Below are 13,138 nucleotides of genomic sequence, written 5' to 3' on the forward strand. Positions count from 1 at the left end.
ATGACTCTGCAGGCAAAATCCGAAACGTCAGCACCTGAAACCATCGAAGCGGAGCTGCCCGAAGGCACGGTGCTGCATCTCTGGCTGAAGGCGCGCCATGCCGGCGGCGAGGCGAAGCTCTTCGTCGCTGTTGATGGCAACGACATCGGCGAGCCCTCGACCCGCCGCACGGGGGAATTTGAGTTCTTCGCTGTGACGCTCGCGAAGGGCGGTCGTGCCACGCTGTCCTATGATGCGACAACCACAGCGCTCTCCGTCGCTTATGCCTTCCGGCCGGAAATAGTGATGAAGGAGGGCATCCGCGTCTTGCACAGCGATGCCCGCACCGCCGCCCCCAACGTGCCCGACAGCTACCACTTCCGCCCGCCCTTCGGCTGGATGAACGATCCGAACGGTTTTGGACGGTTCGGCGGAAACGCTCACCTCTTCTACCAGCATTATCCTCATGAGCCGCGCTGGAACACTATGCACTGGGGCCATGCCGTCTCGAAGGATTTCGTCCGCTGGACGCATCTGCCCATGTTCCTCTTCCCGGCGGCACATCTATCGGAAAAGGATGATGGCCGCGGCGGCGCCTTCTCCGGCTCGGCGATCCCCGGCGCCGGCCCAGAAGGCGAGGAAATCCGCGTCTTCTACACCGAGCATGTGCGTGATCGGCAACCGGAAGAGCAAATCCAGCTTTCCGCCGTCAGCCGCGACGGCATCGTCGCCGGCCCGTCGAAAACCGTGATGCCGCTGCGCCCGGAAGGCTTGAACCTCACCACCGATTTCCGCGACCCCTATGTCTTCAAAGGCCCGGACGGCCGCTGGAAGATGCTGCTCGGCAGCCGCGACAGGCAGGGCGGCGTCGTACTGCTCTATGAAACCGCCGACGCGCAAGGCGCCGATGGCTGGACCTTCCTCGGCATCATCCATCGCGAGGACGGTTTCGGCATGACGGCGGCGGAATGCCCCTGCATGGTGGCGCTTTCCGGCAAAAACGCAGAAACCCGCTGGGCGCTGATCTTCGGTCTGCTCACCAGCCGCGACCCGGCCACCGGCCGCCGCAACCTCACCTCCGTCACCGTCGGCGGTTTCGATGGCCGCACCTTCACGGCGGAATTCGAGCAGGAGTTGGATTTCGGTTCGGATGCCTATGCCTTCCAGGCCTTCGTTGATGGCGGCGAGCCGGTCGGCATCGCCTGGCTCGCCAACTGGTCGGATTTTTCCAAGAAGGACGATTTCCCGACGACTATGACCCTGCCGCGCCGCGTGCTTCTCGACGGTGACACCGTGCTGACCCCGCCGGTCGCAGCCGTCGAAAGCCTGCGCCATCAGTTGCTGGACGACACCGCGCTTGCCGCTGGCAAGACCGTGCCGCTCGGCACCGGCGCCGTCGAGATCGTACTTGATCTCACCGAGCCGGGCGCCGCCTTCGATCTCACCTTCGATCATCCGGATGTCGATCTAGGCGTGAAACTCGATGCCGATGGTCTGGCGATTGTCTTCGACGCGCGCACCGGCAAGACGCCGCCACGTTACCTCGCCGCCGGCGCGAAACCGTCGAGCCTGCGCATCTTCCTCGATGCCGGCTCCATCGAGGTCTTCGCTGACAACGGCCGCTGGACGGGGTCCAAACGCATTCCGGGCTTTGCCGCCGCACGTTCGGCAACGCTCACCGGCGCCGTCGCCGAGGCCGGCGTCTGGCAATTGAAACTGTGAGGGAGGACAGACAATGGCATCGGTAGCAATCGACCGGGTTCTGAAGCAATACGGCGCGGCCTCCATTATCCACGGGGTTTCCGCGGATATCGAGGACGGTGAGTTCGTCACGCTCGTCGGGCCGTCCGGCTGCGGGAAGTCCACGCTTCTGCGCATGCTGGCGGGGCTGGAGGATATCAGTGGCGGTGAAATCCGCATCGACGGCCGCGTCGTCAACGACGTCGCGCCGAAGGAGCGCGATATCGCCATGGTGTTCCAGTCCTACGCGCTCTATCCGCACATGACGGTGCGCGAAAATATGGGCTTTGCCTTGAAGCTGCAGGGGCGCGATAAGGCGACAATCGATAAGCTGGTGAGCGAAGCCGCCGGCATTCTCGCACTTGAACCCCTGCTGGAGCGCCTGCCGAAACAGCTTTCCGGCGGCCAGCGCCAGCGCGTCGCCATGGGCCGCGCCATCGTACGCCATCCGAAAGTGTTCCTCTTTGACGAGCCGCTGTCCAACCTCGACGCCAAGCTGCGGGTGACCATGCGCAGCGAGATCAAGGAGCTGCATCAGCGCCTTGGCACGACCATCGTTTACGTCACCCATGACCAGATCGAGGCGATGACCATGGCAGACAAGATCGTCGTCATGCGCGCTGGCCGCATCGAGCAGATCGGCAAGCCGCTTGATCTCTACGACCGCCCAGATAACACCTTCGTCGCCGCCTTCATCGGCTCGCCGTCGATGAACCTCTTCGAGGGTGGCGTCAGCGACGGCGGCTTCCGTATCGAAGGCGGTGTTTCCCTGCCGCTTCCGCCGCAATTGAGCCAAAGCGCGGCGCGCATCTACGGCATCCGCCCGGAAGATCTCGACATTGCGGAGACGGGCATTCCGGCCACCGTGCTGACTGTCGAGCCGACCGGTGCGGAGACCCATCTTTCGGTGCGTATCGGCACGCAGACGGCAACGATCGTACTTCACCGGCGGCTGGATTTAAAACCCGACCAGCAAATCCACCTCGCGCCCAAATCCGAGAAAATCCACCTCTTCTCCGCCGAAGGCAATCGGATAGACTGATCCCCGGCGCCTCCCGCCGAGCCGCGTCCGTCATTTGACGGGCGTGGTTCGGTTCCGGTGCCATCCAGCCTTGCGACGTCTTGGTTTGGGTGTTCGGCCCTTCAACTGATCGAATTGGCCAATTGCGCGGCGATCTGTTGCCACGGCAAGGCCAGTCGCGAGCTCGAGGCATACTGCTTTCGCCTCCGCCTTCATTGACTGCCCCTCATTCGTCACCCCAAGGATCACCTGGCGCTCATCTTCCGGATCACGCTTGCGGACGACGCGACCCGCAGAGTCAAGACGGATAGCTGCGAGAATTCGTCGTGTTGGGGGCCTTCCCCTTCGTCCTTTGACGCTCTCGAGGGAGAGGAATGATTTCGCGGAGGAATATCTTCACGCCAGCGGAATTCAAGCATACCGAAATGGAAGATCCGGCGGCCTGTCGCTTCGCATAGGTTCTGGGCTTCGAGTCCGGAAACCGATAGGGTCCAATGATCAGGACGGACGCTTCAAACTCGTTTGGAAAAGCAAAATGGTTCGACCGGTCCGTGCGATCGTCATTGCAGTGCTCGTGTTGATTGTCGCCTTTGCATCGGCCTGGACGTCGCTCGCGCTTTGGTACCGCTTGCCGGTGCCCGAGGTCGGCAGGCTAGCCAGCGCCATCTTGTTCGGGCTTTTTGGCGCCTCCGTCGTCGTGGCGCTCTTTGGCAGGAGACGCCTTCGTGCGGTCCTCGCGTTTGCGGCCGCGTTCGTCCTGGTTCTCGTCTGGTGGAGCACGATCGAACCGCAGGCAAATGGGGTGTGGGCTCCGGACGTCGCACGTCAGGTCACCGGCGAATTCGACGGTGATCTGTTGACACTGACCAATGTCCGCGATTTCGAGTGGCGCAGCACCACCGACTTCACGGAACGATGGACGACGCGCAGTTTCGACCTGAACAAGCTGAAGAGCGTCGACATGTTCATGTCCTACTGGTCAGGTCCGGCTATCGCGCATGTCATCATGAGCTTCGGCTTCGACGACGGCCGCTATCTGGCGTGGTCTATCGAAGTGCGTCGCGTTTCAGGAGGTTCGTTCTCACCGCTGGCGGACCTTTTCAAAAGCAGTCCTCTGGTCATCCTCGCCGCAGACGAAAGGGATGTGATCGGCCTCCGCTCCAATTTTCGCGGTGAGGACGTCCAGATCTACCGCCTGAGGGCGTCGCCGGCGGCTGCGAGGCTTCTTCTGCGCGAGTACGTCTCCGACGCAAACGCGCTTGCGGCCACGCCCGCTTTCTACAATTCGCTGACGACCAACTGCACGACGACCATCATCAAGATGATGCGTGTCGCAGGCGACGCCGTGCCGACGGACTGGCGCCTCATCGTCAACGGATACCTGCCGGAATACGCCTATGACCGTGGCGCGCTGGACACCTCGGTTTCCTTGTCGCAACTGCGGTCGGCCGCGCACATCGCTGCAAGGGCGCACGACGACGGTCTTTCGCCGAATTTCTCGCAGGCCATTCGCGTCGGCGTACCGTCGCCGCAGGGCGCGTTGTGACCTCCGCCGAAGCGTTGAGCAAGCAAAACGGCTAGGGCAGCAACATAATGCCTCCGGAGATTTTGACTAAGATAGGCGCCGCTTTCCGGGCTCAGCGCCATAAGCGTACCTTTTCGCACAGCATAGCCGGTGGTGGTTTGCCTTTCGTAGAAGTGCGGCGGGTGGCTTATAAGCCCTAGGCACCAAACATGGTTCGCGAGGCAACCTGAGGGTGCCGCAGCTTCCCGTGGGAAATGCGCCGCCGCGTTCCCAGCCTCGTCAGGAAAGTCGACGAGCGGCAAGGACAATGCCAACGCCCTCGACCAAATCGCGCCGTTTGTTGAGCACACATTGGCCTAGTCGGCGGCTTGGCAATCTCTCCGTATGCGACGATAAGAAGGTTCACACGGCGATGTTGAAATCGAAACCGGATAGTAATACCTAATACCAAAGCGGTATTACGAGGTTTCGGCATGACGACGACAGTCACAGCAAAAGGGCAGGTCACCATCCCTAAAGCGGTTCGAGAATTGCTCGGGATTGTTCCCGGAAGCGAGGTCGATTTTCATCGGACCGCAGATGGCAGTGTGGTACTGACGAGAGCTGACAGGAAGCAGCCCACCAGCCGCTTTCAAAAGCTTCGGGGACACGCCGGAGAGGGGCTCAATACCGACGCGATCATGGCGCTCACCCGTGGTGACGTGTGACGCTCATCGACACGAATGTCCTGCTCGATCTCGTGACCAATGACGGAACTTGGGCTGACTGGTCGATTGAGCAGCTCGAAGCGGCCAATCTCGCCGGCCCGCTGCTGATCAACGATGTCGTTTATGCCGAACTTGCGGTCCGCTATGAGCGCATCGAGGAACTGGACGCGTTCATCGACGAGGCGGGACTGGTCGTCGCGCCGTTTCCGCGGGCGGCGCTGTTTCTTGCCGGAAAGGCCTTCACGCGGTATCGCCGGGCCGGTGGCTCTCGGACGGGTGTCTTGCCGGATTTCTTCATCGGCGCGCATGCTGCGGTTCAGCAGTTTCCGCTGTTAACGCGAGACGTTGGTCGGTACCGGTCATACTTCCCAACTGTCGCGTTGATCTCGCCGGCTCAGTGATTTCACCGTGGGGGAGGGGCAAGATCGCAGCCTTGGCACCTTGGCCAGCCCTTGAATTTTCAAGAACGGGGTCGATGGTTCGAATATCATCAAGGCGATCATCTAGAACGCCATTCGATGATGGTCAGAAGCGCGAGTGCTCATTGGACGATCCTTGGGACATTCATGCCGATGACCTCGCCACAAGCCGCCCCCGCATGACAACCAGTTCGGCATCGCGCTTGCCCGTTATCATTGCGACCATGGCGTTGATCATCTCGTCGGTGGGCTGTTCGTAGCTGGTCAGTTCGTAGGCCGGAGCCCCGCCGAGTTCGATGTTGTCGAAGCCGACGACTGCCAAGTCTTGCGGAACTTTAAGACCGAATTCGCTCCGGGCGACATCCATCGCTCCCAGCGCCAATATGTCATTTTCACACATCAATACATCGATGCGCGACGCGGGCGAAGTTGCACTCAAATAACTACGTGCCGCTTCGGCACCGGCCTGAGCGCTGTATCTTTCCGCGGCCAATTCTGTGACGCCTTCGACACCTTTCCGTCGCCAGAAATTTGCATAGTGATGGCGCCTGCCCAGCGCCGTCGACAGGGTTCTCGCCCCCGTCATAAAGCCGGGACGGCGATAGCCCTTGTCGAAGAGGTAATCGACGATCTCGCTGAGAGCGAGTTCTGCATCGCAGGCAATCGCGGGAACGCCGGGGATTTGGCTGTCTCTCGCAAGAACGAACATCGGCGGGAAACCTGGGCCGAGCCGTCGATCACCCAGTGTTTCCTCGCGAAAAGCGGTCCCGAATAGGATAACGGCATCGAATTGTCGTTGGTCGGCGTTGATCAACGCGTGAACGTGATCGAAATGGCGGTTGATGTTGATCAATACGGTCAACAGACCCTCCGCCTGCAGGCGCTCGGTCAACATCTCCAGAACCGGAAGCTTGTGCGGATTGGCGAAGTCGTCGACGAAGACGGCCACCTGGTGGGTGGTGTTCGTCGCAAGACTGCGGGCAAGCAGGTTAGGCGAATAGTTCAGAACCTCGGCCGCCTGAAGCACTTTTTGTCTGCTTGCGTCCGTAATCGACGCACCGGGCGTGAACGCACGAATGACGGTCCATTTCGACACGCCGGCGGCTTCCGCCACCTCTTTCGCCGTCGCCCGTTTGCGCATGGCCGTCTCCTCCTGATTGGAATGAATATTCCACAAAAAAATAAAAATGGAATGGATGCTTGATTTTTGTCGACAATAAAGTAGTTTTATCGAGCTTGCTACCGGGTGCAAGTGGAGTTGCAACCGGTAGCATTGGGAGAGTTCGCGTATTGCGGACTGTTTTTGGGAGGGTAAAATGAAATTCGGTTTGAAATCGCTTCTCGCGAGCGCGGCCGTTGCTGGTTCGCTCATGTGCTCTTCGGCAATCGCCAATGCCGCTGACATTCGCATCGTCGCCGTCACCCACGGCCAGGCCAATGATCCTTTCTGGTCCGTCGTCAAGAACGGGGTCAACGCAGCGGCGAAGGACATGGGTATTAGCGTCGATTATCGCGCTCCGGAAACTTTCGACATGGTGTCGATGGGGCAGCTCATCGATGCTGCCGTCAATCAGAAGCCCGACGGGCTCATCGTCTCCATTCCAGACGCCTCGGCACTCGGTCCATCCATCAAGAAGGCCGTCGCCGCCGGTATCCCGGTTATTTCCATCAATTCCGGTTCCGACGTTTCAAAGGAGCTGGGAGCGCTGCTGCATGTCGGCCAGGACGAATATACCGCCGGCAAAGCCGCCGGTGGGAAACTGCATGAGCTGGGCGGCAAGGAAGGCCTGTGCGTGAACCAGGAGGTCGGCAATGTTTCGCTCGATCTGCGCTGCAAGGGCTTTGCCGACGGCTTCGGCGGCAAGGTCACGGTTCTACCGGTCAGCAACGATCCGGCTGATGTCCGTGCGAAGGTCAAGGCGGCGCTGAGTTCCAATACGGGTGTCGATACTGTCATGGCGCTTGGTGCCGGCACGGCCGGCGAGCCTTCGCTCGCGGCCGTCGAGGATGTCGGAATGACCGGCAAGATCAAGGTGGCGACATTCGACCTTTCAGCTGATTTCCTGAAGGCCGTGGCCGACGGTAAGGCAGCCTTCGCGATCGATCAGCAGCAGTTCCTGCAGGGCTATCTGCCGGTCGTATTCTTGGCCAACTATGCCAAATACGGGCTTATCCCCGGGGGTAATGTTCCATCCGGCCCGAACCTTATCACCAAGGAAAAGGCCGCCCAAGTCGTGGACCTTTCCGCCCAGGGCATTCGCTGACTGGAATTGCCGAAAGGCATTCTCCCAGAATCTCCTCCCCTTGATGGGGGAGGAGGTTTGGCTGACTGACCGCGCTGCCGAACAGCGCCAACGCTACCCTAAATTATGATCCGTGGGAGGAGTTATGGCTTCGCTTGAGCAGAGAACGGCGGCTGCGCCGAAGGCCGATGAGCGCGTCAAACAAGTAAGTGTTCTGACGCATATGATGCGGCGGCCTGAGCTTGGTGCCGTGGCGGGCCTTGTTCTCGTCATCGTCTTTTTCTTTCTCACCGCTGACCGTACCATGTTCTCGCTTTCCGGCCTGATGACCATCATGGCGCCGGCGTCGCAATTAGGAATCCTTGCCATTGCAGCAGCGCTTCTGATGATAGGCGGCGAGTTCGATCTTTCGATCGGCTCGATGGTGGCCTTTGCGGGATTGATCTTCGGCGTCATCCTCACGAATTTCGGCCAGCCGCTTTCGGTTGCCATCGTCATGACGATGCTCTTCGCCGCGTTCATGGGGGCGATCAATGGGCAGATCGTCATTCACACGCGCCTTCCGTCCTTCATCGTGACCCTGGCATTCCTCTTCATTCTCCGTGGCCTTACGCTCGTCGGCCTGAAATGGGCGACCGGCGGCTCGACACAGCTTCGCGGCATCGGCGACCGTGTGAAGGACAGTCCGCTGCTCGGGCTCTTTTCCGGCGATGCGCTGAAGAGCGTATTCCTCTGGCTCGCAGATCACGATCTGATCGACAAATTTCCGAACGGCATGCCGAAGGTCACAGGTATCCCCGTGTCGGTCTTGTGGTTCGTCGCACTTGCCCTGGCTGCAACCTGGGTGCTCCTGCGGACCCGCATGGGCAACTGGATCTTCGCAGCCGGTGGCGATCCGAATGCAGCGAGAAACTCAGGCGTCCCTGTCCATAGGGTGAAGACCGGCCTGTTCGCCTTGACGGCATGCGCGGCCGCACTGGTCGCCATCATTACCGTGCTCGATGCTGGCTCGACCGACGCCCGACGCGGCTTTCAGAAAGAGTTCGAGGCGATTATCGCTGCCGTCATTGGCGGATGCCTGCTGACAGGCGGCTATGGTTCGGCGATCGGCGCTTTCTTCGGCGCGATCATCTTCGGCTCGGTTTCCATTGGCCTGACCTATACCAAGTTCGACTCGGACTGGTTTCAGGTCTTCCTCGGCTCGATGCTGCTGCTGGCTGTCCTCTTCAACAATTTCATCCGCCGCAAGGTTACCGGGGAGCGCTGATCATGTCTGATGTCAATAGTCGAACGCCGATTATCGAAGTAACTGATATCGTCAAGCACTACGGCTCCGTGATCGCTCTCAACGGTGTCTCAATGCAAGTGTCGGCCGGAGAGGTGCTTTGTCTGCTCGGAGACAATGGCGCTGGCAAGTCCACCTTGATCAAGACGCTGTCCGGTGTCGTCCGCCCAAGTGGCGGTGCCTTCCTGGTCGAAGGAAAGCCGGTCAATTTCCGCAGTCCGCGCGATGCGCTCGATGCAGGGATTGCGACCGTGTATCAGGACCTTGCCATGATCCCGCTGATGTCGATCACCCGTAATTTCTTCATGGGGCGGGAGCCTCGCAAGGGCTTCTTCCCTTTCCGTCACCTCGACCTTACGCATTGCAACGATGTAACGCGGGAAGAGATGCGTAAGATCGGCATCGATATCCGCGATCCCAATCAGGCAGTGGGCACTCTGTCTGGCGGCGAACGCCAATGCGTTGCGATTGCGCGTGCGGTCTACTTCGGCGCCAAGATCCTCATTCTCGATGAGCCGACTTCGGCGCTCGGCGTGGCGCAAACCTCGATGGTGCTGAAATACATCCACCAAGTTCGACAGAGCGGATTGGGCGTCATTTTCATCACCCATAATGTCCGCCATGCCTATGCGGTGGCGGACCGCTTCACCATCCTCAATCGGGGCCAGACGCTTGGCACCTATGCCAAGGCGGATATCGCGATGGATGCACTGCAGAACCTCATGGCCGGCGGCAAGGAGCTGCAGCAATTGTCCGAAGAGCTCGGCGGTACGATCTAGCCGGCTTGCTTCCGAGGCGGCGTTCGATTGGTTTTCAAACTCGTCGTCGCTTTTCACTCAATCATTAATCATGGAATACGGTCATGAACGACGGTTCGTCGAATGCCTCATCCCCCTTCACGCTCGCGGTCTGCGCCGAGATGGTCTTCAAGTCGCTTCCTGTCGTCGACAGGCTGAAGCGTATCACTGAACTTGGCTTTCACGTCGAGATCTGGGATTGGACGAAACATGACATCGCCGCCCTCGCAAGATCAGGAGCGGTCTTCTCGTCGATGACGGGCTATGTAACCGGCACGCTAGCGGATGACGATGGTGCGGACGAATTGCTGCGAACCGCGAAGCAATCGATCCCGATCGCCAGGGAGCTGAATTGCCCCCGCCTCAACTTACACGGCACCGGTCTCGACGGACAGGGCCTGCCGGTGGTCAAGGCCGAGAAGGTGACGGGCGCCATGTGGCTCAAGGCGCACGACACGCTTAGCCGCATCGCCGATCTCGGCGAGAAAGAGGGCGTCACCTTCGTGCTCGAAAACCTCAATGAAGCAGTCGATCACCCCAAGACACCGTTTGCCAAGGCTGAAGATACGCTTGCGCTCGTTTCGTCGGTAAACCGACCGGCGTTGAAGCTCAATCTCGACCTCTATCACGCCCAGATCGGCGAAGGAAACCTGATCGAGCTTTGCCGGCGCGCGCTACCTTATATCGGTGAAATACAGGTGGCGGATGTTCCCGGCCGCAAGGAGCCGGGCACCGGAGAGATCAACTACAAGGCAATTGCTCGTGCGCTCAAGGATATGGGTTATCGCGGCACGATCGGCATGGAGGCCTGGGCCTCCGGCGATGATGAGACGGCGCTTGCCCGTTTCCGCGACGCCTTCACGGTTTGAAGATTTCGATAGTCAAAACGGAGAAATATCAATGATCAGATTTGGAGTGATTGGTGCCGGCCGAATAGGCAAGGTGCACGCCGCGACCATTGCGGCGAACCCCAAGGCCAAGCTCGTCTACGTGGCGGATGCCTTCAGAGCATCGGCTGAGGCGCTGGCCGCGCAGACGGGCGCCGAAGTTGCCGATGCGGAAGATGTCATCAAGTCCTCAAACGTCGACGCGATCCTGATCGCGACGCCGACACCCAGCCACGCCGATCTCATCGAGGCGGCCGCGAGGGCCGGTAAGGCAATCCTCTGCGAAAAGCCGGTGTCCCTGTCGGTCGAGCGCATCAATGCCTGCCTCGACGTCGTCGAGAAGAACAAGTCGACCTTGATGATCGGCTTCAATCGCCGGTTTGACCCGAACTTCGCCAGCGTGGAAGCGCGCCTGCGCCGGGGCGATGTCGGCGAAATCGAGATTGTGACGATCACTAGCCGAGATCCCACGCCGCCGCCGGCGGATTACGTTAAATCCTCCGGCGGTCTGTTCCGCGACATGATGATCCATGACTTTGACATGGCCCGCTTCCTCATCGGGGAGGAATTCGTCGTCGTGAATGCACTTGGATCGTCGCTCGTCGACAAGGCGATCGGCGCCGAGGGCGATGTGGACACTGCCGCCGTGCAGATGCAGACGGCTTCCGGGCGCATTGCCGTTATCACTAATTCACGCCGGGCGACTTACGGCTACGACCAGCGCGTCGAAGTCCATGGGTCCGCCGGCATGCTTGCGGCGAGGAATATTCAAGCAACGAGCGTCGAGCTTTCCAATGCGAACGGCGTAAGCGGCGATCCCGTCCAATATTTCTTCCTTGAACGCTACGCCCAGGCCTATGCCAACGAGATCAATGCCTTCATCGACGCGATCGACAGCGGCGACCGCTCGCCGAAGCCCGGTGGGCTTGATGGACTCCAGGCTCAGAAACTGGCGGAGGCCGCTACCGTCAGCTGGCAGAAGGGCAGGCCAGTTGAGGTCGAGTAACAAGCTTCGATGCGATGCGGAAATGTCGTCACATTGCCGCACCGCTACCGGAGGTGACGCTTCCTTTTAATAGGCTTCCGGGTCGCCAGTACATTGCCGTAGGGCGGCTTTGCGAGGTGAAGTGCCATGATGCAGGACAGGATTCATTGTCCTCCAACAACATTGGAGGAACTGAAGTACCAGATCGCCAAGCGCCAGATCGTCTTCCCCGATCGTCTGGAACAAGTCGCTAAACAGATCTTAGCGCAGCCGGAAGTGATTGCATTCGAAAGTGCCGCTGCGATTGCGCGCAATTGTAAGGTTTCTCAAACCACGGTTCACCGACTTGCACAGCACATCGGGTTTCGAACATTTGGCGAGTTTCGCGCGATGATAAGAGATCATCTTCGCAAGATTTCCGCAAATCATCGCTAGAGGAGCGAAGGTGGTCGAATTCACTCTGGGTTTCGATCCGAGCCCCGAGAAGGCTGCGTCGACCATAATGGCCGAAAAATAAGCACTGGATTTATATTACATTGCGACAAGTGCATGGCTGACTGCCATCGGGCAGCATCAGCGTTGCAAATGGAGACGCCCAGGAGCAAGTGAGATACGCACTGCGCCCTTCGCCCTCAGATCGTATACTCCGGTTCAGACAAGGTCTGGTCCATCGTGATTCCGGGGAGGTTGAAGTGGCGCTTGCCCACCTGCCTCGCCGGAATGCCGGCGACCGATGTATAGGCTGTAACGGCATTTATGACCACGCTGCCTGCACCCACCTTGGCGCCAACGCCAATTTCGATGTTGCCGAGAATCTTGGCACCCGCTCCGATAAGAGCGCCGCGTCGTACCTTGGGGTGCCGGTCGCCGGTTTCCTTGCCTGTCCCTCCCAATGTAACATTCTGGAGTATGGAGACGTCGTCTTCGACGACCGCAGTCTCGCCGATGACCAGGCCGCTCCCGTGATCGAGCATGATGCTCTTCCCCATCTTTGCGGCGGGGTGAATGTCCACACCGAAAACTTCAGAAATTCGGCTCTGGATGTGGCGCGCCAAATGGAGGCGGTCATGATGCCAAAGCCAGTGGGCGACCCGTTGTCCCTGCAGAGCTACAAAGCCTTTGAAATACAGGAATGGCGTCAGGATTTCCGTGTTCGATGGATCGCGTTCCTTGATCGCGGTCAGGTCAGCGGCTGCATCGGCGACAATATTGCGGTTGCCGACGAATGCCTGGGCAATCACCCCCAGCAACTCGTCATGGTCGAGGTCGTGATTGGCCAGTTTGATTGCGACCCGCTGAGCGAGCGCCTGGGCGAAACTCGCATGATAAAGCACTGCGGAATTCATGGCGCGCGTGAGTGCTGCATCCTTGGCCGAAGCATTGACGGCCTCCGCGCAAAGAGCCTCCCAGATAGCGGCGACCTGAGGCGAGGGGGATGGCTCCGTCGACAGATTGCTCAAGCTGACCAGTGGAACCGTCATGCTAGCTTCCTTCTGCATGCGGGATGACGCGACATCCGGCATGGAGACGTTAGGTTAATCTCGCCCGCG

At 59.7% G+C, this 13,138-nt stretch carries 13 protein-coding genes; 11 read left to right on the forward strand and 2 right to left on the reverse strand.

What is annotated here, in order from left to right; all coding sequences use genetic code 11:
- From ACD590_RS32870 to ACD590_RS32890, 5 genes are all read left to right on the forward strand, one after another.
- Positions 1 to 1,701, forward strand: coding sequence for a glycoside hydrolase family 32 protein (locus tag ACD590_RS32870; RefSeq protein ID WP_247264570.1), 1,701 nt, complete (start codon positions 1 to 3; stop codon positions 1,699 to 1,701).
- Between the two features lie 13 nt (positions 1,702 to 1,714).
- Entirely contained in the window at positions 1,715 to 2,761 is a 1,047-nt protein-coding gene (locus tag ACD590_RS32875) for an ABC transporter ATP-binding protein (protein WP_130654117.1), read from the forward strand.
- Between the two features lie 514 nt (positions 2,762 to 3,275).
- A complete protein-coding gene (locus ACD590_RS32880; protein WP_439004249.1) occupies positions 3,276 to 4,286 on the forward strand; it encodes an Lnb N-terminal periplasmic domain-containing protein in 1,011 nt (336 codons plus the stop codon).
- 452 nt (positions 4,287 to 4,738) lie between these two features.
- Positions 4,739 to 4,972: an AbrB/MazE/SpoVT family DNA-binding domain-containing protein gene (locus tag ACD590_RS32885; RefSeq protein WP_018247053.1), complete on the forward strand. Its 234-nt coding sequence runs from the start codon at positions 4,739 to 4,741 to the stop codon at positions 4,970 to 4,972.
- A complete protein-coding gene (locus tag ACD590_RS32890) occupies positions 4,969 to 5,373 on the forward strand; it encodes a type II toxin-antitoxin system VapC family toxin (protein ID WP_018247052.1) in 405 nt (134 codons plus the stop codon). The genes ACD590_RS32885 and ACD590_RS32890 overlap by 4 nt, the downstream gene beginning before the upstream one ends.
- A 163-nt stretch (positions 5,374 to 5,536) precedes the next feature.
- Here the strand turns inward: ACD590_RS32890 and ACD590_RS32895 are convergent, their stop codons facing one another.
- On the reverse strand, positions 5,537 to 6,532 hold the full coding sequence (locus tag ACD590_RS32895) for a LacI family DNA-binding transcriptional regulator (protein ID WP_130719528.1): 996 nt from the start codon (positions 6,530 to 6,532) through the stop codon (positions 5,537 to 5,539).
- Positions 6,533 to 6,707: 175 nt separating this feature from the next.
- Here ACD590_RS32895 and ACD590_RS32900 point away from each other — a divergent pair, with 175 nt between their 5' ends.
- The 6 genes from ACD590_RS32900 to ACD590_RS32925 all read left to right on the forward strand — a co-directional run bounded on the left by ACD590_RS32900 (position 6,708) and on the right by ACD590_RS32925 (position 12,023).
- Positions 6,708 to 7,655 carry a sugar ABC transporter substrate-binding protein gene (locus tag ACD590_RS32900; protein ID WP_439004250.1) on the forward strand — a complete coding sequence of 316 codons (948 nt, stop codon included), beginning with the start codon at positions 6,708 to 6,710 and terminating at the stop codon, positions 7,653 to 7,655.
- 124 nt (positions 7,656 to 7,779) lie between these two features.
- A complete protein-coding gene (locus tag ACD590_RS32905; protein ID WP_018448921.1) occupies positions 7,780 to 8,901 on the forward strand; it encodes an ABC transporter permease in 1,122 nt (373 codons plus the stop codon).
- Positions 8,902 to 8,903: 2 nt separating this feature from the next.
- Entirely contained in the window at positions 8,904 to 9,698 is a 795-nt protein-coding gene (locus ACD590_RS32910) for an ATP-binding cassette domain-containing protein (protein WP_018247048.1), read from the forward strand.
- 83 nt (positions 9,699 to 9,781) lie between these two features.
- Complete coding sequence (locus ACD590_RS32915) at positions 9,782 to 10,585, forward strand: TIM barrel protein (protein ID WP_439004251.1); 804 nt, start codon at positions 9,782 to 9,784, stop codon at positions 10,583 to 10,585.
- A 31-nt stretch (positions 10,586 to 10,616) separates the two neighbouring features.
- Complete coding sequence (gene iolG / locus ACD590_RS32920; RefSeq protein ID WP_018247046.1) at positions 10,617 to 11,609, forward strand: inositol 2-dehydrogenase; 993 nt, start codon at positions 10,617 to 10,619, stop codon at positions 11,607 to 11,609.
- A 126-nt stretch (positions 11,610 to 11,735) separates the two neighbouring features.
- Positions 11,736 to 12,023: a MurR/RpiR family transcriptional regulator gene (locus ACD590_RS32925; protein ID WP_130719502.1), complete on the forward strand. Its 288-nt coding sequence runs from the start codon at positions 11,736 to 11,738 to the stop codon at positions 12,021 to 12,023.
- A 197-nt stretch (positions 12,024 to 12,220) separates the two neighbouring features.
- Here ACD590_RS32925 and cysE read toward each other — a convergent pair whose 3' ends face one another.
- On the reverse strand, positions 12,221 to 13,069 hold the full coding sequence (gene cysE / locus ACD590_RS32930) for a serine O-acetyltransferase (protein ID WP_439004398.1): 849 nt from the start codon (positions 13,067 to 13,069) through the stop codon (positions 12,221 to 12,223).
- Between the last annotated feature and the right edge of the window lie 69 nt (positions 13,070 to 13,138).

The organism is Rhizobium sp. 862_C5_N1_2, from assembly GCF_051811205.1.
Classification (GTDB): Bacteria; Pseudomonadota; Alphaproteobacteria; order Rhizobiales; family Rhizobiaceae; genus Rhizobium; species Rhizobium leguminosarum.